Source organism: Sulfurimicrobium lacus, from assembly GCF_011764585.1.
Taxonomy (GTDB): Bacteria; Pseudomonadota; Gammaproteobacteria; order Burkholderiales; family Sulfuricellaceae; genus Sulfurimicrobium; species Sulfurimicrobium lacus.
Window position 1 is genome coordinate 1,997,097 of the sequence record NZ_AP022853.1, and the last position, 21,198, is coordinate 2,018,294.

At 55.4% G+C, this 21,198-nt stretch carries 25 protein-coding genes, 1 tRNA gene and 1 pseudogene; 24 read left to right on the plus strand and 3 right to left on the minus strand.

Annotation, left to right across the window (positions count from 1 at the left end; genetic code table 11):
* Window positions 1-59: 59 nt before the first annotated feature.
* The 8 genes from SKTS_RS18810 (at window position 60) to SKTS_RS09920 (ending at window position 5,584) form a co-directional block, all read left to right on the plus strand.
* On the plus strand, window positions 60-1,256 hold the full coding sequence (locus tag SKTS_RS18810) for a hypothetical protein (protein WP_198420342.1): 1,197 nt from the start codon (window positions 60-62) through the stop codon (window positions 1,254-1,256).
* A 21-nt stretch (window positions 1,257-1,277) separates the two neighbouring features.
* Window positions 1,278-2,528 (plus strand): sialate O-acetylesterase, encoded by a 1,251-nt coding sequence (locus SKTS_RS09890; protein WP_173064009.1) that lies wholly within the window; start codon window positions 1,278-1,280, stop codon window positions 2,526-2,528.
* Between the two features lie 55 nt (window positions 2,529-2,583).
* Entirely contained in the window at window positions 2,584-3,039 is a 456-nt protein-coding gene (locus SKTS_RS09895) for a hypothetical protein (protein ID WP_173064012.1), read from the plus strand.
* Window positions 3,036-3,215, plus strand: a complete 180-nt coding sequence (locus SKTS_RS09900; protein ID WP_173064015.1) for a hypothetical protein — start codon at window positions 3,036-3,038, stop codon at window positions 3,213-3,215. Before SKTS_RS09895 ends, SKTS_RS09900 begins: the two co-directional genes overlap by 4 nt.
* Window positions 3,212-4,150 carry a lysozyme family protein gene (locus SKTS_RS09905; protein WP_173064018.1) on the plus strand — a complete coding sequence of 313 codons (939 nt, stop codon included), beginning with the start codon at window positions 3,212-3,214 and terminating at the stop codon, window positions 4,148-4,150. Before SKTS_RS09900 ends, SKTS_RS09905 begins: the two co-directional genes overlap by 4 nt.
* The gene (locus SKTS_RS09910; protein WP_173064022.1) at window positions 4,147-4,659 is read left to right on the plus strand and encodes a hypothetical protein; all 513 of its coding nucleotides are present in this window, start codon (window positions 4,147-4,149) and stop codon (window positions 4,657-4,659) included. The genes SKTS_RS09905 and SKTS_RS09910 overlap by 4 nt, the downstream gene beginning before the upstream one ends.
* A gap of 213 nt (window positions 4,660-4,872) precedes the next feature.
* A tRNA-Leu gene (locus SKTS_RS09915) sits at window positions 4,873-4,962 on the plus strand.
* A 40-nt stretch (window positions 4,963-5,002) separates the two neighbouring features.
* Window positions 5,003-5,584 (plus strand): hypothetical protein, encoded by a 582-nt coding sequence (locus SKTS_RS09920; protein ID WP_173064025.1) that lies wholly within the window; start codon window positions 5,003-5,005, stop codon window positions 5,582-5,584.
* 124 nt (window positions 5,585-5,708) lie between these two features.
* On the opposite strand, the gene SKTS_RS19175 is transcribed toward SKTS_RS09920, so the two are convergent.
* Both SKTS_RS19175 and SKTS_RS19180 read right to left on the minus strand, forming a co-directional pair.
* On the minus strand, window positions 5,709-5,861 hold the full coding sequence (locus SKTS_RS19175; RefSeq protein WP_425315628.1) for a sigma 54-interacting transcriptional regulator: 153 nt from the start codon (window positions 5,859-5,861) through the stop codon (window positions 5,709-5,711).
* Window positions 5,791-6,091: pseudogene (locus SKTS_RS19180) on the minus strand (sigma 54-interacting transcriptional regulator). The gene SKTS_RS19175 and the pseudogene SKTS_RS19180 overlap by 71 nt, the downstream one beginning before the upstream one ends.
* A gap of 191 nt (window positions 6,092-6,282) precedes the next feature.
* On the opposite strand from SKTS_RS19180, the gene SKTS_RS09930 reads away from it, so the two are divergent.
* From SKTS_RS09930 to ccmI, 14 genes are all read left to right on the plus strand, one after another.
* Window positions 6,283-6,636, plus strand: coding sequence for a c-type cytochrome (locus SKTS_RS09930; RefSeq protein WP_173064028.1), 354 nt, complete (start codon window positions 6,283-6,285; stop codon window positions 6,634-6,636).
* 46 nt (window positions 6,637-6,682) lie between these two features.
* Complete coding sequence (locus tag SKTS_RS09935; RefSeq protein ID WP_173064031.1) at window positions 6,683-7,045, plus strand: c-type cytochrome; 363 nt, start codon at window positions 6,683-6,685, stop codon at window positions 7,043-7,045.
* Window positions 7,046-7,108: 63 nt separating this feature from the next.
* On the plus strand, window positions 7,109-8,104 hold the full coding sequence (locus SKTS_RS09940) for a DmsE family decaheme c-type cytochrome (RefSeq protein ID WP_173064034.1): 996 nt from the start codon (window positions 7,109-7,111) through the stop codon (window positions 8,102-8,104).
* Between the two features lie 17 nt (window positions 8,105-8,121).
* On the plus strand, window positions 8,122-10,449 hold the full coding sequence (locus SKTS_RS09945) for an MtrB/PioB family decaheme-associated outer membrane protein (RefSeq protein ID WP_173064037.1): 2,328 nt from the start codon (window positions 8,122-8,124) through the stop codon (window positions 10,447-10,449).
* Window positions 10,450-10,536: 87 nt separating this feature from the next.
* Window positions 10,537-11,133 carry a NapC/NirT family cytochrome c gene (locus SKTS_RS09950; RefSeq protein WP_173064040.1) on the plus strand — a complete coding sequence of 199 codons (597 nt, stop codon included), beginning with the start codon at window positions 10,537-10,539 and terminating at the stop codon, window positions 11,131-11,133.
* Window positions 11,134-11,361: 228 nt separating this feature from the next.
* Window positions 11,362-11,979 (plus strand): cytochrome c biogenesis heme-transporting ATPase CcmA, encoded by a 618-nt coding sequence (gene ccmA, locus SKTS_RS09955; RefSeq protein WP_173064043.1) that lies wholly within the window; start codon window positions 11,362-11,364, stop codon window positions 11,977-11,979.
* The gene (gene ccmB / locus SKTS_RS09960) at window positions 11,976-12,650 is read left to right on the plus strand and encodes a heme exporter protein CcmB (protein WP_173064046.1); all 675 of its coding nucleotides are present in this window, start codon (window positions 11,976-11,978) and stop codon (window positions 12,648-12,650) included. The genes ccmA and ccmB overlap by 4 nt, the downstream gene beginning before the upstream one ends.
* Window positions 12,647-13,393, plus strand: a complete 747-nt coding sequence (ccmC, locus tag SKTS_RS09965) for a heme ABC transporter permease CcmC (RefSeq protein ID WP_173064049.1) — start codon at window positions 12,647-12,649, stop codon at window positions 13,391-13,393. The genes ccmB and ccmC overlap by 4 nt, the downstream gene beginning before the upstream one ends.
* On the plus strand, window positions 13,390-13,584 hold the full coding sequence (gene ccmD / locus SKTS_RS09970; RefSeq protein ID WP_173064052.1) for a heme exporter protein CcmD: 195 nt from the start codon (window positions 13,390-13,392) through the stop codon (window positions 13,582-13,584). Before ccmC ends, ccmD begins: the two co-directional genes overlap by 4 nt.
* Window positions 13,568-14,029, plus strand: a complete 462-nt coding sequence (ccmE, locus tag SKTS_RS09975; RefSeq protein WP_173064056.1) for a cytochrome c maturation protein CcmE — start codon at window positions 13,568-13,570, stop codon at window positions 14,027-14,029. Before ccmD ends, ccmE begins: the two co-directional genes overlap by 17 nt.
* Complete coding sequence (locus SKTS_RS09980) at window positions 14,026-15,954, plus strand: heme lyase CcmF/NrfE family subunit (RefSeq protein WP_173064059.1); 1,929 nt, start codon at window positions 14,026-14,028, stop codon at window positions 15,952-15,954. The genes ccmE and SKTS_RS09980 overlap by 4 nt, the downstream gene beginning before the upstream one ends.
* Window positions 15,951-16,475, plus strand: coding sequence for a DsbE family thiol:disulfide interchange protein (locus SKTS_RS09985; protein WP_173064062.1), 525 nt, complete (start codon window positions 15,951-15,953; stop codon window positions 16,473-16,475). The genes SKTS_RS09980 and SKTS_RS09985 overlap by 4 nt, the downstream gene beginning before the upstream one ends.
* Window positions 16,472-16,933 carry a cytochrome c-type biogenesis protein gene (locus tag SKTS_RS09990; protein ID WP_173064065.1) on the plus strand — a complete coding sequence of 154 codons (462 nt, stop codon included), beginning with the start codon at window positions 16,472-16,474 and terminating at the stop codon, window positions 16,931-16,933. Before SKTS_RS09985 ends, SKTS_RS09990 begins: the two co-directional genes overlap by 4 nt.
* A complete protein-coding gene (ccmI, locus tag SKTS_RS09995; protein WP_173064068.1) occupies window positions 16,933-18,216 on the plus strand; it encodes a c-type cytochrome biogenesis protein CcmI in 1,284 nt (427 codons plus the stop codon). The genes SKTS_RS09990 and ccmI overlap by 1 nt, the downstream gene beginning before the upstream one ends.
* A gap of 59 nt (window positions 18,217-18,275) precedes the next feature.
* Here the strand turns inward: ccmI and SKTS_RS10000 are convergent, their stop codons facing one another.
* Window positions 18,276-18,548, minus strand: a complete 273-nt coding sequence (locus tag SKTS_RS10000; protein ID WP_173064071.1) for a hypothetical protein — start codon at window positions 18,546-18,548, stop codon at window positions 18,276-18,278.
* A gap of 165 nt (window positions 18,549-18,713) precedes the next feature.
* Here SKTS_RS10000 and mltB point away from each other — a divergent pair, with 165 nt between their 5' ends.
* The gene (mltB, locus tag SKTS_RS10005; protein WP_173064074.1) at window positions 18,714-19,724 is read left to right on the plus strand and encodes a lytic murein transglycosylase B; all 1,011 of its coding nucleotides are present in this window, start codon (window positions 18,714-18,716) and stop codon (window positions 19,722-19,724) included.
* A 10-nt stretch (window positions 19,725-19,734) separates the two neighbouring features.
* Complete coding sequence (locus tag SKTS_RS10010; RefSeq protein ID WP_425315629.1) at window positions 19,735-21,198, plus strand: DUF4139 domain-containing protein; 1,464 nt, start codon at window positions 19,735-19,737, stop codon at window positions 21,196-21,198.

Sequence of the window (21,198 nt, forward strand, 5' to 3'; positions counted from 1 at the left end):
GCACGTAGCGGTAATCATGGGGGATAGCCTTACGGCGATATCTCCCAGGAGCGTCAGCAATGTCCATTTCAAGCGCAACGCGCAAAGCCGGGCCCTATTCCTGCAATGGCGCGACGGTAGCGTTTCCATTCTCCTTCAAGGTTTTTGCCGCAGGCGACGTGCGCGTCGTTCTGACCGAAGCGGCCGGTATAGAAAGCGATCTCACGATAGCCATGAATTACAGCGTGGCTATCAATGCAGACCAGGACGCCAACCCTGGCGGTACGGTAACGACCGTTGCGACCTACGCCACCGGCTACCTCATCACGCTAACCAGCCAGGTGCAAAACCTGCAGCCTGTCACCTTGACCAACCAGGGCGGGTTCTATCCGAAGGTCATCAACGACGCCCTGGACCGCCTGACCATCCTTGTGCAACAGGTGGCAGAACAGGTCGGCCGCGCCGTCAAGGTAGGGATTTCCAGTGCGACAAGTCCGGACCAGCTCATCGCCACGCTGCTTACCGCTGTAGCGAACGCCCTGACATATTCGGGCAATGCGAGCAGCAGCGCCACCGCAGCCGCTAATAGCGCCGCGTCAGCCGCCGCGTCAGCTGCTGCTGCTATTGCGACACCGGTGGCTGCCCCCATCCATGCAGCCCCGTCTGCTGCGCTAGTGGATGCTGATGAGATGGGCTTCTGGGATAGCGTATCGCTCGGCCTGAGTAAGGTTACGTGGGCGAATGTCAAGGCAACCCTCAAGACCTACCTTGACACGTTATATGCAGCCAAGGGCTCAAACACCGACATAACTTCGCTCACGCCGTCCTCTCCCGGAACAATCAACAACATGGCGATAGGCGGCGGCACTCCGCTGGCTGGCGCATTCACTACGCTCACGGCGAATGGCGGTATTCAGTCAACCTCACCATCGGCTCTTATCGGTTATGGAACTGGATCTGGCGGAATGGTAACTCAGACCACCAGCAAGTCAACAGCGGTCACGCTGAATAAACCCGGTGGCCAGATCGTAATGAATAACGCTGCGTTGGCATCCGGCGTTGCGGTTACGTTCCAGCTTAACAATTCTTTAATCTCTCCATCAGACATGGTCGATGTTGTCGTTTCTGACTCTGTCGCTACCGCTGGAAGTTATGAGGTGTGGTCTTCTGATGCTAGGGCAGGAAACTGCCAGATCACTTTACGCAACATTTCTGCAGGATCGCTGAGTAACGCGGTAGTCCTGCAGTTCGGTGTAAGAAAAGGGGTAACCGTATGATCTATCTTGCTGGTGTTTGTCATGACATCAAATCAAACACGATGGCGGGTTGGTAAAATGGAGCAAATAATCGACAGAAACATTGGCGTGCATTTCGGGGATATGGACGCGCCATTTCCGTTTGCCGGCGTGGCCTCGATGTTCGATGGAAACCTGGTTGCCAATAATCCGAATTTCGGCGCTTACAAGGCCGGCACAAATGGCTATATCGGGACAGAGTTTACAGCCGGGAAAATTTTCAGCCGAGCGCTTTATTACGGCTGGAATGACCGTGGAATTCTGGACGATGGATCTGCAGGAACGGTGTACATCTATGGTAAAAAAGGCGCGCCAGCAAACGGGACTGACGGGTTGCTGATAGGTCAGGCTTCGTTCAGTGAGCCATCGCCGCTGGCATACGGTTCTCCGCTGACGATCAATTCGATGGATACGGTGAATGCATACACCCACATATGGGCATATGTGACGACCGCTGCGGCGACAGGGATCTGCGGTGCCGAACTGGAAATGTACGAATTGACCAGCGCTGTCCAGCAGCACGTGAAGCCAGCCGCGATCTTTATCGGCGCCGGACAGAGCAACATGGTTGGCGCGGCGCCGGTTCCGGACCAAGCGATTTATGTAAATCGCGCTCGCATCATGATGTTCGCCCTGGATGGAACGGTTAAACCGGCCTCCGACCCGATCATGGACCCAACCGGCTCGCTTTGGCCGCAATTCGACAACTCCGCAGTCGGGTGCGGCACCATGCTGCCTTTCGCAAACAGCGTCGTTGCCAATTTCAAAAATTTCGATGCACTAATCGTCAACTCCTCGAAGGGATCGACCAGCATCGATCTATGGGCAAAGGGCGGAGAACTGTACAACGGCATGATCGCCAGAACCAAGTTAGCGCTTTCGGCCGCCCCATATGGCAGTTTTATCGCCGGGATGGTTTGGCAGCAGGGCGAGAGCGACACATTCACGGAAGCATCGTCAACTGCATGGGTAGATAAATTCCATGCGCTGGTCGCCAACGTGCGAACGGATTTGAACATGCCAGACCTCCCGGTCGTGTTCGTAGGGCTGGGGCCATATGACGCTTTCGCACCTGGTTGGCCACAGCTGCGATTCTCGCAGCAATTCATGCGGCTCCCTGCAAATTGTCTGTATGTGAAAACGTTCGATCTGGCAAACGTTGCGAGTCCGGACTGGCTGGTAACCGGATCAGTAGTGACCATTGGTGAGCGCGTTTCGAAAGCGATGCTGCAGTTGCTTCCAGAAATGTTTTAGCTTAAACCGTGGCACTGCGAGAAGAGTATCTGGATATAACTCGGAAAGAAGAAAAATGGCAGATCAAGAGGAGCAGGAAATGTTGGTTCAACTAGCCGAATTGCGCCAACAGATGACGGCCATGGGGAATTCCGTCGATGAAATAAAATCCTCTGTGAAGGAGGTAATCGCGCTCGATAGAACCATCGCCGAGCTTTCGATTCACTACCAGCAGCAGGCCAAAGAAATCCAAACCCAGTGGGCAAAGATAGACACTAACCATCGTGACATCGAGAACGTCGAAAAGGCCGCACAAAAGAGCACGCGCGATGTCGACAGCAAGGCTGAAGAATGGATCAACAAGGCCCGCGGCGCATGGTGGACGGCAATGATTTTTGGCGGGGCCATTCAGCTCGGCGTGATGGCAATGATGGGGTGGACGTTCACGCATATCCGATCCGTCGAGGATGGCGTGCTGTTGCTCAATCAGCGAGTCATCCAGCTTGAACAACAGAGAGGTCCGCGCCAGTGAAATCCAGAAAATTTATCCTGGCGCTGTTATCCATGCTCAGCGCCTCCATCCTGTGCGCTACTGGCCATATCGCTGATGGCGTCTATTCAGCCGTGGTGATCGCCACGGTCGGGGCGTACATGGCCGCCAACGTCACGCAAAAGGCAACCGCTAAACCATTGGAGAATCCGGCATGAAAACGCCTCGTCATCGTTCGCTTTTTCTTTTCGGCTGGGCCATCCTTGCCGCCCTTGCGTCCTTCTATACAGATCCTGACGCGCATGGCCTGTCGACGCTGCTCGGCGGGCTGGCCATCGTGCAGGGGGTTTGGGCCGTCGCAGCCGCCCACTGGGGCCGCAAAGCGCTTACGGACTATCCGGAGGCCGATCAGCGCAGCCTGTTCGCCAAGGCAGCGGAGAGCCCCTCCGGCGCCGGACTGGCGCTTATTGCCCTGGCCATTGTGTTCGTCGGGTTGCTGATGGTATTCGCGCCGCGCGCCCATGCAGGCACCTTGCCGGCCGGATTCGCCACGTATGGCCCTGTTCTGAAGGCAGAGCAGCGGCGTTACTGGCCAGGACACCCGGATCCGGCCGCTTTGGCCGCGTTGATCGAGCAGGAGTCTTGCGTCAGCCTCAAGTCGCCTCGCTGCTGGAATCCTTCCGCCCGCCTCAAGTCGGCGCGAGAAGAGGGCGCCGGAATGGGCCAGATCACCCGGGGCTATCGCGCCGACAGATCCATTCGATTTGATGCTCTGGCGGAACTGAGCAGCAGATACGGCACGGAGTTGTCCGGATGGTCCTGGGATAATGTCTATCGTCGCCCGGATCTGCAATTGCGTGCCGTGGTGCTCATGTCCCGCGATGCCGCCATGGCTTTTCGCGGTGCGCCTGAATGGCTGGAATTCGGTGATGCGGGATACAACGGCGGCGTTGCCGGTGTACAGAAGGAGCGCAGGGCCTGCAAACTCACCAAAGGCTGCGATCCGGGGAAATGGTTCGGCAATGTGGAATTGCACTGCCTAAAGTCCAGGCAACCGATCTACGGCGGTCGCTCTGCTTGTGACATTAATCGCGAGCATCCGCGCAATGTCTTTTTGGTTCGTCGGGATAAGTACGTTGGAGCAATGTCATGAGCCGTCTTATCGGATTGATTACGGCGAATCCAGCCGTGTTGCTATGGATGGCGCTGGGCGCGTTCCTGCTAGGGCTTTCTTCGGGTGGCGCTGGTGCCTGGTGGGTCCAAGGGCTACGCCTTTCCGCCGTACAAGCCGAGTACGTCGGTTTTGTTGCCACAACCAAAGCCGAAGGCGAGGCCGCGCAGAAACTGGCGACCGCAGCTGCCACAGAAGACAAACGAAAAAAGGAGAATTCCGACCATGACTATAAAACAACTATTGCCAGCCTTAATGCTGACATTAAGCGCCTGCGCGACGCCCGTTCCGGTAGCCGTTTCGTGCCCGCCGCCCCCTCCGGTTCCAGACGTGTTGACCTCGCCTGCTTCGACCGGGACGAGCTTGAGCGCACGATACGAGAGTTCGATACGACAATTCAAGGACTCGTTGACGAAGGCAGCGCGGACGCCGTAGGACTCAACGTGGCACGCTTCTGGGCTGCCAATATCCGCAAAATCGATGCGAAATGAAACGAGCCGTGAGGTTGAACGGGCTGATTGATTTTGAAACGTCAGCCAAGGGTGAGTAGTCCTGCTATAATCCGCCGCACGTAATATTTCGCAAGTTGCAAAAAGTGGGTGCGAAAGTGGGCGGAATCGTAAGCGTTTAATTTTGCAAGTTATTTAACACCCTGCAAAGCCGTTTAGACCGGTTCGATTCCGGTCCCCGCCTCCAAATTCCCAGCCCGGGTGGCGAAATTGGTAGACGCAACGGACTTAAAATCCGTCGAGGCTTATCCCCTCATACCGGTTCGATTCCGGTTCCGGGCACCAAAATCAAAGACTTACAATAAAATTTATGTCCTGATTTGTGATGCCATTTGACCGGCGTATCAGCTTCGTTGTGTCGGAACATTTTACAGCTCAGGTTCTCGGGCTGAACCTTATTCTCTATAAGTATCTAATTAGATACATTTGTCGCTTCCATGGTACGAATATTGCCTTTGCGAAAGAGGCGGATGATATTACCAACGGGAGGCAAATGGTCATCATGGACACTACATCCAACGGTCAAATTCTCTTGACTGACTATGAAACGGCACTCTTGCTTCAACCCCATATTAAAAACAAATCTGCGCTGGATTGGCTTATAAATGATCGCCAGCATGACGCCATTCTCCCCTATGTAATTTCGATGGGGGAGCCGTGCTATCGCGAGGCGGATGTGGTCTTGTTTATTCGCCAGGCACTGAATCCGTCAGCGCGTTTTGTTCGCGTCGACAATCACCTCGTTACTGACACGCGGAAATCATCCGATCGGCGTTTGCAAGGTGGTGCCCGAAGAATAGAAGCAACTCATTTGTCCCCTGGAATTGAACGCCGTCGAAGTGATTACCCGGATCGTCGTATGTTTGCATACCCAGATCGGCGCGCCCAGACAGCCTCGTATTATTAAATTGCCACGCATCGACTCCATTTCTGGAGGTTCATCGCCTCTGCTCTGACAGGTTGGCCGAGCACAGCGTGTGTACCAGAATCGTGGCCGGCAGGCTGTGGATTGAAGAGGGGCTTGTGGGGCGTCAACGGCATTGGCCGATTATGGCGTTCCCAATGTGTGCAACTGCCCGCAATACAACGGCTGTTCGCCGGAATTTGCCGACCTCAACCATTTGCTTGAGATCCTGGTGCGTGGCGCAAACGAGTCTGATGCTTACGGGGATGGTGGGTTTCACCGCCCACACGGTCAATCTGGCGATTCCTGAATCGCCGCAGCAGCTTGACTTTCATCGTTGGGGACATTTCGCCGATCTCATCCAGAAACAATGTCCCGCCGCGCCAGTTCGAATACTCCCTTCTTGTTGCGAACGGCGCCAGTAAAGGCGCCACTGACGTGTCCGAATAATTCCGCCTCCAGCAAGGTTTTCGTCAGCGCCCCCCGCGATGAATGGATTTTTCCGGACATGCCGCATAACGGTCTTCATGCTCCGAAGAATACATAGTTCTATGTATTTCATAGTATTAATTGCTGTGGCTACACTACGCCAAGCGTGTGGGGAGCCTTGCAGATAGGCCATCCAGACCCCCTGACTACTGCGTTGTTACGCGACACCAGCATCCTGTTTAGCGCAAATTCCATAATGATCGGAGGGGTACATGAGATACCAATTCCAACTCAAGAAACTGTTGATCGTCGCATCTGCTGCCGCTGTGTTCGCCTTCTCCGCCGGTGCCATCGCGGCTGTAGACGAGGACGCGGCAAAGGCGTTGGCGCGTGAGAACAGCTGTTTCAAGTGCCATAGCGTCAGCAAGGATAAAGATGGGCCTGCCTACAAGAAAGTCGCCGAGAAATACCGGGGCAAGGCTAACGCCGAGGAACGCTTGATTACTCACATCACCACCGGCGAGAAGGCGAAATTTCCCGATGGCCATGAGGAAGACCACAAGATCATCAATACCAAGGACATGGCGCAGATCAAGAATCTCGTCGACTGGATCCTTTCACGGTAACCATTCACCCGCTCAATACTTAAACCACCGAATTGGGGAGTTACAAATGAGCCATCAAGCACGTACCAAAACTCTGGCTGGCGTGATTGCCGGCGCTTTTGTTCTTTCCTTTTCGGCATCGGCATTCGCTGCCGATGCCATTGATGCGGCGGCAGCGAAAAAACTTGCGCGCAAAGAGAGCTGCTTGAGGTGCCACAACGTAAGCAAGAAGAAAGAAGGGCCTTCGTATCAATCGATCGCTTACAAGTACAAGGGCAAGAGTGACGCTCTCGATATGCTCGTCAAGCACATCACCTCGGGTGAAGACAAGGTCAAGCTTTCCGATGGCCATGAAGAAATCCACAAGATAACCAAAATCAAGGACTTAGATCAGGTCAGGAACCTTGTTCGCTGGATTCTTGCGCAGTAAGAAATATATCTTGCTGGACATTCATTCGTGGTCTCTGCAACACCAAGAAAAGTGGAGAAAAAAATGAAATTAATTCTAAAAGTGCTGATCTTGTGTGCGTTCTTCGGGGGCCTCGGAGGTGCTTCTTCCGCTCTCGCATCGGATGCGCCTCCGCAACAGGGCAAATCCGCGACGGCGACTGTAGCCCTGAATAAGGATGCTGTGTGCACCAAGTGCCACGACGAAAGCGAAACGAAGCCGATTCTGGCGATCTATCAGACCAAGCACGGCGTCAAGGCAGATTCACGCACGCCTTCCTGCCAGTCGTGCCACGGCGATAGCGATAAACACCTGCATGGTGACCCTAAGCAAAAAGGGCGAGCCTCACCTGACATACTGTTCGGAACCAAGCGAGCTACCTCCGGCTCTTATGCGCCGACTGAGGTAAAGGTCCAAAACGCGGCCTGCCTGACTTGCCACGATGAAGATTTGAATCGTACCCACTGGGATGGTGGTCAACACCAGGTCAATGACGTGGCGTGTGCCTCGTGCCACGAGATCCACAATGCCCACGACAAGGTTCGCGAACGGAAGACGCAAACCCAGGTCTGCTTTGCGTGCCACAAGGAGCAACGTGCCGATACCCACAAGATATCCACTCACCCGATCGATGCCAACAAGGTCATTTGTTCCGACTGCCACAATCCCCATGGTTCGGCCGGTCCAAAACTGCTCAAGAAGAACACGGTAAACGAAACCTGTTTCACCTGCCATGCCGAGAAGCGCGGCCCTTTCCTGTTTGAGCATCAGCCCGTCAACGAGGACTGCACCAACTGCCATACGCCGCACGGCTCCAACATCACGCCGTTGCTGAAAGACCGGCCGCCTTTCCTGTGCGACGAGTGTCACGACGGCCCGCACAATAGCAGACAGCCTTATGGAACTGGTGCGGCAGGCATACAGGGTGGTTTGCTTCCCGTCGCCGCTCCGAACAACAACGCAGTTGGACGCTCCTGCATGAACTGCCACGTGATGGTTCATGGCACTAATAGCCCGGCTGGTGCCTTCTTACATCGCTAATTCTTAGGGAGATTACAGTGAAAACCAATTACAGGAATCTTACTGTCAGGGTACTGAATCTGGCGGTGCAAGGGGCGTTGGTGGCGATGTTTGCGATCCCCGCGGTTGCGATGGCGGAAGGCGAGGATGATGTTGCGGCCTTGACGAACCCCACGAACTATTTAGAAATTGGCGTGGAGAACACTTCTCGGAGTTCCGCCAAGTTCGGGGAATACAACGGCTTGAACAAGAAGGGTGTTGATGCAATCGGCAACTTCGGCATTAGCGGCGGCGACGCATATGGCCAAGGGTCAGGCACGATGCGTTGGGGTGTCACGGGTACCGATCTGGGAACGACATCCCGCGAGCTCGGTGCGACGATGAGTAACCAAGGTACATGGGATTTGAGAATAAAGTACGATGAATTACAGCACAATATCACCGATACCTATCAAACACCCTATCAGGGCAGCATGGGCGGGAACAACTTCGTCTTGCCCACTGGCTTTGGCACGGTTGCAAACACTTTCACTTCGTTGACTGCACCTCAAATTGCGACCATCCACAACGTCGACATCGACACGAAAAGAAAAAACACATCGTTCAGCGCGGGGTACCACTTCAATCCGCAATGGGACCTTAAGTTTGACTTCAACCATCTAGATCAGTCCGGCGCGAAGCTGATGGGTTTTGCATCGGATGCGCTAGGTGGGGCCACCGGCGAGAGAATTGCGATTCTGCCGAACCCGACTGATTACACGACGGACACGGTCAATCTCGCGCTTAATTGGGTTGGCGATAAACGCCATCTAACGGTGTCGTACTTCGGCTCCTTCTTTAAGGATAATTACAACGCCGTGACATGGACAACCTTTGCCGGGGCAAATGTGACCGATTCGATGAGCACACCACCGAGCAACCAGTTTCATCAGTTCAACCTGACGGGTGGCTTCGTCATCAGTTCGGCAACGAAACTCGCTGGTGGTCTGTCCTATGGGCGCAATACCCAAAACGATAGCTTTGCGGGCACTTTTACAACAGTCGGCGCATTGACTACCGTTCCTGTACTTCCGGTAAACTCGCTGAATGGCCTCGTCGTAACGACCCATGCCGACCTGAAACTAACCAATCAGACCACCAAGGATTTGGTGCTGAGTGCCGGCTTGAAGTACAACGAGCGCGACAACCGCACGCCATCCAACCTCTATCGGTTTGACGATCTTGGTACAACTTCTCAGGCGTTGACTGGAACTGCGAACCAAGTCGTGTTCAATACTCCGATGAGCCATAGGCGCACCCAGTTAGAGCTCGGTGGGGATTATCGGATCGACAAGCGCCAGAGCCTGCATCTCGGTTACGAGTACGAGCGCATTAGCCGCTGGTGCAATAACTCTGTTGCGTCAAGCGCTTTACTGACGTCAGCAGCAGCACAGGCATATTACGCGCTGGGGGGCACTGGTTGCGCTCAAGTCCCCGAAAACAAGGAAAACAAGGTCGTAATGGGATATCGGCTACGTGCGAACGAAGATGTGAGCTTCAATGCCGGCTACACTTACAGCAGACGCAAAGCCGACATCAACAGCTCGTTTTACAATCCGATGCAGGCTTTGTCCGCGGGCTTTGAGAACTTTGGCTACGTGGCCTTCTTCGATGCTTCGCGCAAGGAACATCATTTGAAAGCCGGCGCCAACTGGCAGGCGACCGAAAAACTTGAACTTGGGTTGAATGGCCGCTACACGAAGGATTCCTATGATGACTCGACTCTGGGTGTGCAGGACGGTCATGCCGCCAGTATCAATCTGGACGCTACGTATGCATATTCTGAAAATAACAGCGTTTCCGCCTATGCTAGTTGGCAGGACCGAGAGCGGAAAATACTGAGTTCTAACCTTGCGGGCAGCCCTACGAACGCGAGTGCGATTCAGGCCGCAGAAAACATGTGGACCAACGATCTGATCGACCGGAATGACACGCTCGGTATTGGCGCCAAGCAAAAAGGGTTGATGGGGGGGCGGTTGCAACTCGCCGAGGACGTGACCTACTCCCATAGTACGACGAGCTATTCGACTGCACTGGTGGCGCCATTTACTCTCGCCACCTGTACCGCCACCTCAAATCTTAGTTGTGGATCTTTGCCTGATATCAAGAGTGAGCTGCTGCAGTTCAAGTTCACCGGCAGTTACCAGGTTAGCAAGCCTGGCAAGGTGGTCGCCGGGTATATGTATCAGCGTCTGAAATCCAACGACTTCTTCTTCAATGCCTACCAGACTGGCTATACGCCTACCGGTGTGTTGCCAACCAATCAGCAAGCGCCGAACTACAGCGTGAATGCTCTGTTCGTGGCCTATAACTATACGTTCAGGTAAGCGTCCCATTAAGGCGGAACATTTGGGGTGCAATGTTTCGTACCCCAATTTTTCCAAGATCAATATGGTTTTAGTTAGGGGACATTTATGGACAGTAATCCGGGTTCTCTGAAACGTGCGTGGATTTTTCTCAGGAGGCCAAGCGCGAAGTACTCAATCCTGACGCTTCTGGTCGCGGGTTTTTTCTCAGGCATCATCTTCTGGGGCGGATTCAATACCGGCATGGAAGCGACGAACAAGCTGGAATTCTGCGTCTCTTGTCATGAAATGCGCGATACGGTGTATCAGGAATACAAGAAGTCCGTCCACTATTCGAACCGCAGCGGCGTGCGTGCTGTTTGCTCCGATTGTCACGTACCCAAGGACTGGGGTCACAAGATGTTGCGCAAGATCCAGGCAAGCAATGAAGTGTGGGAGAAGATTACGGGGTTCGTCGATACGCCGGAGAAGTTCGAAAAGCATCGCATGGAACTGGCGACGCACGAATGGGCGCGCATGAAGGGGTCGGATTCGCGCGAATGTCGTAACTGCCACAGCTTTGATGCCATGAGTGGTGACAAACAAAAGCAAACTGTCTTCAATAAGCACATGAAAGCAAAAGCCGAAGGCCAGACTTGTATCGATTGCCACAAGGGTATTGCACACCATCTGCCCAAGGAATATAGAGATCCGGACGAGGAGTGATCCCGTTTTTGGCGTAAAGAAATAGTCGCATCTGACAAACACGCGACTATTTTTTTAGACGTAGAGTTGCTGCCGCCACGCTTCGTGCGCCTGAACTGAATTACGAATCTTAATATTTCGTAATGTGTTTGCGAGAATGGCACCGCATCTGCGTTTATCCAGTAAAATTGCCCACTTTCTGCCGAGTAGCGGGCTGAACGGCCGTTTCAAAAATATGGGCGATTATTAATGCTGGAAGGGAAAGACCTCGCCTGTGTACGGGGTGAGCGGACGCTGTTCAAGCACCTGAACTTCACACTCGATGAAGGCGAATTGCTGCTGGTGCAGGGCGCCAACGGCAGCGGCAAAACCAGTTTGCTGCGCATGGTTTGTGGCCTCCTGGCACCTGAGTTCGGCGACATTCTGTGGCGCGGTGAAAAAATCAGCGGGGCACGTGAAAGCTACCATGCCGAGATGACCTACTTCGGTCATGCGCCAGCGGTCAAGGAAGATCTGAGTGCCGCTGAAAACCTGAGCTTTTCCTGTCAACTTGCCGGCATTCCCGTGGATCAGGATGCAGTGAAAGGCGCGCTGGGTCATCTTGGGTTGGGACATTGCCTGAACCTGCCGGCGAAATCCCTGTCTCAAGGGCAACGCAGGCGCGTCGCGCTTTCACGCTTGCTGCTGGCCAAGGCTAAACTGTGGATTCTGGATGAGCCGCTGACGGCACTCGATCAGGCGGCTCTGCAACTCGTGCAATCCTTGATCGGAGAACACCTGCAAGCGGGGGGCATGGCTTTGATGACCACTCACCAGCCGGTCATGATCCAAGGTGTCGAGCCCAAAATTTTGCAGTTGAAACCATGAATATGCTGCAAACGGTCAGCGTCGTCTTGCGACGCGAACTCATCCTGGCCATGCGGCGACGCGGCGACGTGCTTACCGTGCTGTTCTTCTTCGTCATCGTCGCCAGTCTGTTTCCGCTCGGTGTCGGCCCTGATCCGAAATTGCTGAGTTTGATGGGGGGCGGGGTGGTTTGGGTGTCGGCCCTGTTGGCGGCAATGCTTTCATTGGGACGCATGTTTGCCAGCGATTACGCCGATGGCACGCTGGAACAGTTGATTTTGACGCCGACGCCACCAGTTATCTGGATAACAGGTAAGATATTGGCGCATTGGCTGGTGAGCGGAGTGCCTTTGATTCTCATGGCGCCGATCCTGGGCGTGCAGTTCGGCCTGACCAGTGATGCGCTTCTTGTCTTGGTCATTTCCCTGCTTCTCGGTACGCCAGTTCTGTCCCTGATCGGTGCAATCGGGGCCGCCCTGACTCTAGGGTTGCGCGGCGGTGGCGTTTTGGTGTCGCTGCTGGTGCTCCCGCTTTATATTCCGGTGCTGATTTTTGGCGCTGGGGCGGTTGATGGGTCGATGTCAGGATTGGGCGCTGAAGCCCACTTGTCCCTGTTGGGCGGTATTCTGGTTTTGGCATTTATTTCGACGCCGTGGGCGGTATCGGCGGCATTGCGGATTTCGATTGAATGATAAACGGACTTAACTGGTACAAATTCGCTTCACCGGCCACTTTCTATACACTCGCGGGTCGGATGATTCCCTGGTTTTACAGCCTGGCGGCGTTGTTATGCGTAGCCGGGCTGTATATCGCTTTTTTTCTTGCGCCTACCGATTTTCAGCAGAGCGAGGCGTACCGCATCATTTTTATCCATGTTCCTGCGGCATGGATGTCGATGTTCATTTATATCGTCATGGCGGCCTGGGCGGCGATCGGGCTGGCATTCAATACGCGGCTTTCGTTCATGATGGCAAGCGCATTGGCGCCTACCGGTGCCATGCTGACGTTTGTTTCATTGTGGACGGGAGCCTTGTGGGGCAAGCCGACCTGGGGCGCCTGGTGGGTATGGGATGCACGCCTGACTTCCGAGTTGATCCTGTTTTTCCTCTATCTCGGGTTCATGGCATTGCAGGCCGCGATTGACGATCCCCGGAGAGCTGACCGCGCCGGCGCTTTGATTGCCCTGGTTGGGGTGGTCAACGTGCCGATCATATATTTTTCTGTCAGATGGTGGAACACTTTGCATCAGGGCGCGTCTATCAGCATGACGAAGGCGCCGAGCATGGCTGCCATCATGCTTGAAGGGATGCTGGTAATGGCCCTGGCCGTCTGGATGTACGCCATCGCAGCAGCGTTGTCGCGGGTGCGCAGCATCATCCTGGAGCGTGAACGCAATAGCCAGTGGGTGGCGCAAATGATGGAGGCAGAAGCGTGAACTGGAATAGCTGGTCGGAATTTTTCCACATGGGAGGCTACGCCTTCTATGTATGGGGCTCATATGCGGTAACTGCCGTTCTGATTGCTGGAGAAATACTTTTTTTGCGCGCGCATCGGCGCAAGGCGCTGGAACTGGCGCGGCGTACGGTGAAATATGGCAAGGTGGAAAATAATGAAGAAACGGCATAGAAATCTTTTGTTGATCGCTGTGGTAGTGGTGGCACTAGGCGTGGTTGCCGCGCTGGTGCTCAACGCTTTTCGCAGCAATCTGGTGTTCTTCTTTTCGCCGACTCAGGTTGTCAATGGAGAATCGCCGCACGAGCGCACCTTCCGTATCGGCGGATTAGTCGAAAAGGGAAGCTTGTCCCGCGAGGCGGACGGTGTGACGGCGCATTTTCGTGTTACCGATACCGTGAAAACGATCCCCGTGACCTATAAAGGTCTTCTTCCCGACTTGTTCAAGGAAGGGAAGGGCGTCGTCGCGGAAGGCCGATTGAGCAGCAGCGGCGAGTTCGTGGCCAGTCAGGTGCTCGCCAAGCACGACGAGAACTACATGCCGCCCGAAGCTGCCAGCGCCTTGGAACAGGCGCAAAAAGCCCAGAAAACGCTAGTGCCACCACAAGGAAAACAATGATTCCAGAACTCGGAAATTTCGCCTTAATCGTGGCGCTGCTCCTGGCGCTGATCCAAAGTATCCTTCCGCTGGCGGGAGCCGCACGCAACATCCCTTCATGGATGGCCGTTGCACGGCCGGCAGCACGCGCCCAGTCATTGTTCGTTGCGATCGCCTTCGGATGCCTTGCCTATTCATTCCTGACCAACGATTTTTCGGTCATCAACGTGACGCAGCACTCATACTCCAAGCTGCCGCCGGTTTATCGCTTCACCGCCACCTGGGGCTCGCATGAAGGCTCGCTGCTGCTGTGGACGCTGATTCTCGGTTTGTGGACATTCGCGGTGACCATGTTCAGCAGGCACCTGCCTCAAGACATGGTGGCACGCGTGATCGGGGTGATGGGCTTGGTCAGTTGCGGTCTGTTGCTGTTCATGCTGCTGACTTCCAACCCATTCCTGCGCATGCCGATGGCCCTGGACGGTTCCGATCTCAACCCCTTGCTGCAGGATCCGGGCATGGTGGTTCACCCGCCCATTCTCTATATGGGTTATGTCGGATTTTCCGTGGCATTCGCCTTCGCGCTGGCCGCGTTGATTTCCGGCAAGCTGGACGCGAGCTGGGCGCGCTGGTCGCGTCCATGGACAACTGCAGCCTGGTCGTTCCTGACGCTGGGTATCATGATGGGCAGCTGGTGGGCCTATTACGAACTTGGCTGGGGCGGCTGGTGGTTTTGGGACCCGACCGAGAACGCTTCATTGATGCCATGGCTGGTGGGGACGGCGCTGATCCATTCCCTGGCAGTGACCGAGAAGCGCGGCAGCTTCAAGGCCTGGACCGTGTTGCTCGCAATCGCGGCTTTTTCGCTGAGTTTGCTCGGTACTTTTCTGGTGCGCTCCGGCGTGCTGTCGTCGGTGCATTCGTTCGCCAGCGATCCGGCGCGCGGGTTGTTCATTCTTGCCTTCCTCGCCGTGGTGATCGGTGGTTCGCTGCTGCTGTTTGCCTTCCGCGCGTCGCAGGTCGGGCTGGGTGGTCGCTTCGCGCTGGTGTCGCGTGAATCCTTCCTGATGGCCAACAACATCCTGCTGCTGACGGCCTGCGGATCGGTTCTGCTAGGTACGCTTTACCCGCTGTTCATCGACGCACTTGGCATGGGCAAGATTTCGGTTGGTCCGCCGTACTTCAATAGCGTATTCGTGCCGCTGGTACTGCCTTTGCTGTTCCTGGTCGGCGTCGGCCCGCTGTCGCGCTGGAAGCAGGCAAGCGTCCCCGAACTGGCTTCGCGCCTGAAATGGGGTTTTGCGGCGAGCGTGGTGGTGGCACTGCTGTTGCCATTCAGCATGGGGGCATGGAAGCCCATGGTTTCTGTGGGCTATCTGTCAGCGCTATGGATCGCCTTTACCGTCGCTATCGCAGTGCAAGGCCGTTTGCGCTCTGGCGCGGGTTGGTCGGCCAATTTCTACGGCATGAACCTGGCTCACCTTGGTGTCGCGGTCACGGTAATCGGCGTCACCATGGTGTCGGCCTACGAGACCGAGCGCAACGTGCGCATGAATGTGGGAGATACCGTGACCATGAAGGGGTATACCTTCCTTTTCAAGGGTGCGCAGGATATGGATGGCCCCAATTACAAGGCGGCGCGCGGCACCCTGGAGGTGAGCCGGGACGGCAAGCCTGTCACAACGCTTTACCCGGAAAAGCGCACTTATGTCGCGTCCGGCATGCCTTTTACCGAGTCGGCGATTGACTACGGGCTTACGCGCGACCTGTATACCGCGATGGGAGAGCCTCTGGATGGCGGTGCATGGAGCGTGCGCCTGTTCCATAAGCCATTCGTGGTGTGGATCTGGATCGGGGCCGTATTGATGGCACTGGGCGGTGTCGTGGCCATCACCGACCGGCGCTACCGCGCGGCGGCACGCAAAGCGGGGAGGGCTGCGGCATGAAGCGTTTCCTGATTCCATTGGGGATTTTCATCGTGCTGGTAGGCTTCCTCGCCGTCGGCCTCAAGCTCGACCCGCGGGAAGTTCCATCGCCGCTGATCGGCAAGCCGGCGCCTGATTTCAACCTTCCCCTGCTGTCCGATCCGGCGAAGCATTTGAGCCCGGCAGATCTGCGCGGCAAGGTCTGGCTGTTCAATGTTTGGGCGTCATGGTGCGCTTCCTGCCGGCAGGAGCATGAAACGCTGCTCGAACTGTCGAGGCAGGGCGGCTTGCCAATCTATGGCATGGACTACAAGGACCAGCCCGCAGATGCTCAGACCGTGCTGAACAGCATGGGCAATCCTTATGTGGAAACCGTCGTGGACCTCGATGGCCGGGCGGGCATCAACTACGGAGTCTATGGCGTGCCGGAAACCTACCTCATCGACAAGAATGGCATCATCCGCTACAAGCTCACGGGGCCGCTGACCCGTGAGGGACTGGACAAGAAAATCTTCCCCCTGGTGAAGGAATTGCAGAAATGAGACTTCTGACAATTTTGCTCGCGCTTTTGCTCCCCCTTTCCGTCATGGCTGGCGAAGCTAAACCGGTTGCTGAAGACCCCGTGCTGGAGCAGCGCATGATCGCGCTGTCTGAAGATCTGCGCTGTCTGGTATGCCAGAACGAATCGTTGGCCGGATCGCGCGCGGACTTGGCCCAGGATTTGCGCCAGGAAATACGCGAACAGATGCGGGCCGGCAAAAGCGATAAAGAAGTGATTACGTATCTTACACAGCGCTATGGGGATTTCGTCCTTTACAAGCCGCCGCTCAAACCGCTGACCTGGTTGCTGTGGTTTGGCCCGTTCGCGCTGCTGATCGGCGCTGCTGGCGGTTTTTATGCTTACCTCAAGCGTCGCACGAGCCGCCTTGCCGACGAATCCCTATCCGAAGAAGAGAAGAAACGTGTGGCCGCTCTTCTTGCTAACGACGGAAACGAATAATGACCAATTTCTGGACCATTTCGCTGTTCTGGATTTTCTTTCTTGTTTTTATCGCCGTGGCACTGGCATTTGTTTTGCCGCCGCTGCTGCGCCGTAACGTCGCTGTTGCCAGAGTGGACCGCAAGGCGCTTAACGTTGCCATCTATCACGATCAAATGGATGAGTTGAAAGCCGATCTCGACAGCGGCGAACTGGACGCGTCGCAATATGAGGATGCCCGACGCGAAATCGAAAAACGGCTGAGTGAAGACGTGCCGGCTGAAACCGGTCCTGCCCCATCTTCTCCATCGGCTCGTTGGCCAGGATACGTGGTGGCCGGCGCGCTTCCGGTACTCGCGATTGCCTTGTACGCATACCTGGGCAACCCGAGCGCGCTGCTGACCTCAAGTGAGGCTGCCGCACCCGAGATGCAGCAAGGCCAGCACGAGGTAGCCCCGATGATCGCGACGTTGGAGGCCAAGCTTAAAAAGAATCCGGACGATGCTGCCGGCTGGTATATGTTGGCGCGCAGCTATGGTGCGACGGGACGCTTCGCCGACGCAGCGCAGGCTTTTTCAAAAATTGCCGAGTTGGTTCCCGATAATTCCAGCGTGCTTGCGGATTACGCCGACGCACTCGCCATGGCGCAGGGCGGGAATTTACAGGGTAAACCGCTTGACCTGATCAACCGTGCCCTGAAGCTCAACGAGCAGGACGAGAAAGCCTTGAACCTTGCTGGAACTGCTGCCTATCAGGAGAAGAAGTTTGCCCTGGCGGCCGAATACTGGCGCCGATTGCTGAAAGTCATTCCGCCCGACAGCGACGCATCGAGAGAGGTTGCCTCGGCGATTGCTGAGGCCGAAAAGGCCAGCGGTGGAGCTCCCGCTTTGGATAACCTGTCCAGCTTCGATGGGAAAAACAGTAGTGAAGAGAATGTCAGTAAGCCTTTGACTAGTTCGTCGGTAAGCGTTTCCGGCACTGTGTCAATAAGCAAGGAGTTGGCCGGCAATCTGGATCCTGCCGATACGGTATTCATCTTTGCGCAACTGCCGCAAGGCCCGAAAATGCCCTTGGCGGGTGTGAAAATTACCGTTAAACAGCTTCCTTATCACTTCACGCTGGATGATTCTGTTGCGATGATGCCGAACAACAAGCTATCGGACCATCCTGAAGTGATAATCAATGCGCGAGTTTCAAAGTCTGGCCAGCCCATGGCCCAGAGCGGTGACTTGCAGGGGAAGGTCGGCCCCGTCAAGCTGGGACAGAAAGACGTGAAGATCACCATCGATTCACGGGTGCCCTGAATCAAGGCACCCTGATATTCAGGCGGGGTGTTTTTGATAGCGCTTGCGTGAAGCAGCCATCAATCTCCCAGGTGGTGTGTCTCTTCTCCCGGTAATCCGGTATCGGGGTCGATCCAGTCGGCAATGCCAAGCTCCGCCTCCGCTTCTTCGAGCGTTTCACCCGGCTCGTAGTCCGAGTCGTCGTTGTATTCCATGTCGTGAATGGCATCGAGTAGGGAGGGGAAAGGGCCAAACATCTTGTCGATGGTTTTGTCCTGCCAGAAAAACCCGTCCGGACGCTCGATAATGCGGGTTCGGTCGTATTCGGTAGGGGCGGGGATGCGCTCGGCCATGTTGATACCTCCTCTGTATGGAACATATCTCCAGGAAATTATAGTCCCAAATTTGCGCCCGCGTACTAGCAGTATTTAGGTTAAACTAATTTGACTTAACCTTATCGCTACCGGCTGTTGGGGAGGATTCGCCTCGAATGCCTGCATTCAGCAAGCCCTGAAAATATGTCGCTCAAAAACCTCCTGATCGCCCTGATTCTGACGTTGTCGGCAGAGTTGCTTTGGCGGCAACCTTTGGCGGATGCCACGTCTTTTTCCGAACGTCCCGATGTCCAGCAATTTGTGGCGGAAATGGCGAACAAGCATGGTTTTGACATGGATAGCTTGACCAGCCTGTTCGCGCACATCACGCCGCGTCCCGGCGTCGCGAAAACCATGACCGGGCAGGTGGTCAAGCCGCCTTCCTGGACCCGTTATCGCAGCAATTTCGTGAATTCATGGCGTATTACCCACGGCGTCAGCTTCTGGAGCGAAAATGCCGAGAGTTTGATGCGCGCGCGGCATATCTACGGCGTGCCAGAGGAGGTGATCGTAGCCATTCTCGGCGTGGAAACTCGCTATGGTAGCTACCCCTTGCCATACCCGGTACTCGATACTCTGGCAACGCTAGCATTCGATTATCCGCGTCGCGGCGAATTTTTTCGCGGGGAGTTGGAGCAGTACCTGCTGTTGATGCGTGAAGAAGGACGGGACCCGCTGTCGGTGCGGGGGTCTTTTGCCGGAGCGATGGGGATTCCGCAGTTCATGCCCAGCAGTTACCGCAGCTATGCGGTGGATTTCGACGGCGACGGTCACCGTGATTTATGGGACAGCACTGCTGACGCCATCGGCAGCGTCGCCAATTATCTCAAGACTTATGGCTGGGAGAGCGACCAGCCGATCGCCGTGCGCGCCTACCTTCAGGCGGACACGGCTAGCGATCTGCTTACCGGGTCACTGAAGCCAGGTTTCAGCATCGAGCAACTGGAGGCGCGCGGCGTCAAGCCAGACGAGTCTTTGGCGCCTTCGACGCAGGCTGCACTGCTGGCTGTGGATGTGGAGGACGGCCGGGAATATTGGCTCGGGATGAACAATTTTTACGTCATTACGCGTTATAACCGTAACCTGTTTTATGCCTTGGCAGTTTATCAGTTGAGCAATGAAATCAAGCTTGCGCGCATGGTGTCGCTCAATTAACGGAATTCACATGATGCTTAAAATATTCGTTTATGGATGCGTACTGCTTGTTTCCATGGTCATGGTCCCGATTCGGGCTGCTTCCGGTATGGAAGTCGCTAAAGAGGAAATACTCAGTTCCCTCAAGGATCAGCAGGAAGTGGCAGTCACCATCTATAACGAGAATCTTGCCTTGGTGAAGGATCAGCGGCGGGTCGCCCTGGAGCGGGGAAAAAACCGTTTGGCCTGGCGCGACGTAAGCGCGCGCATCATGCCCGAAACGGCCTTGCTGCGCAGTCTGGGCGGTGGCGATGGCGATGGCGTGGTGTTGCTGGAGCAGAACTTCGATTTCGATTTGCTTACGCCGCAGAAGCTGCTGGATAAATATGTAGGTCAAAAAGTAACGGTCATCAAGACTAACCCCGCTACCGGGGCAGAAAGCAGCGAGTTCGCCACGGTTCTCAGCACCAATGCCGGTGTGGTGCTGAAATTCGCCGACCGCATCGAAACCGGCGCCCCCGGCCGCATCGTCTTTAAAGCAGTGCCGGATAACCTGCGAGATCGACCGACTCTGGTGATTACTCTGCACAGTTCAGGCGCTGGACAGCAGCCGATGGAGTTGAGCTATCTTACGGGCGGTTTGTCGTGGCGTGCCGATTATGTCGCGGAACTGAGCCCCAAAGACGACCAGCTTGATCTCAACGGCTGGGTTACGCTGACCAATGTCAGCGGCACCAGTTATCCTGACGCAAAATTGCAGTTGGTGGCCGGTGATGTCAACCGGGTGCGGCACGAGATGGATTTTGCCCAGGACGGTCGGGTGATGAAAGCGATGCCCATGGCGGCGCCTGCGATGGCCGAGGAAGGCTTGTTCGAATATCACCTTTATTCCCTTGAGCGTCCCACCACGATTGCCGAGCAGCAGACCAAGCAGGTCGCCTTGCTTTCCGCACAGCATGTTCCGACCCGCAAGGAACTGCTGCTGCAGGGGCGCGATTATTACTATCGCAGCAGCTACGGCGATCTGGGGCAAAAAATGAAGGTCGGCGTGTACGTCGAATTCGAGAACAAGGCCAATGGACTGGGTGTGCCCCTGCCCAAGGGCGTGATCCGGGTTTACAAGAAAGATTCGAAAGGAAGCGCCCAGTTCGTCGGCGAAGACCGCATCGACCATACGCCGCGCAACGAAAAAGTGCGCCTGAAACTGGGCGAGGCCTTCGACGTCACGGCCGACAAGAAGCAGACTGATTTCCAGAAGGTTGGTGGGAGCGGACGCTATAACTATATTTTCGAGAGCGCTTACCAGATCGAGTTGAAGAATGCCAAGGACGAGGCGGTTATGGTAAAAGTGATGGAACCTGTTCCTGGCGACTGGGAAATTCTGAGCGAAAGCCAAGTGCACAAGAAGGAAGCCAGCAATACCGTGGTATGGCAGGTGACGGTTCCACCCGGAGGCCGCTCCATCCTGAATTACCGGGTGAAAGTACGGCTGTAA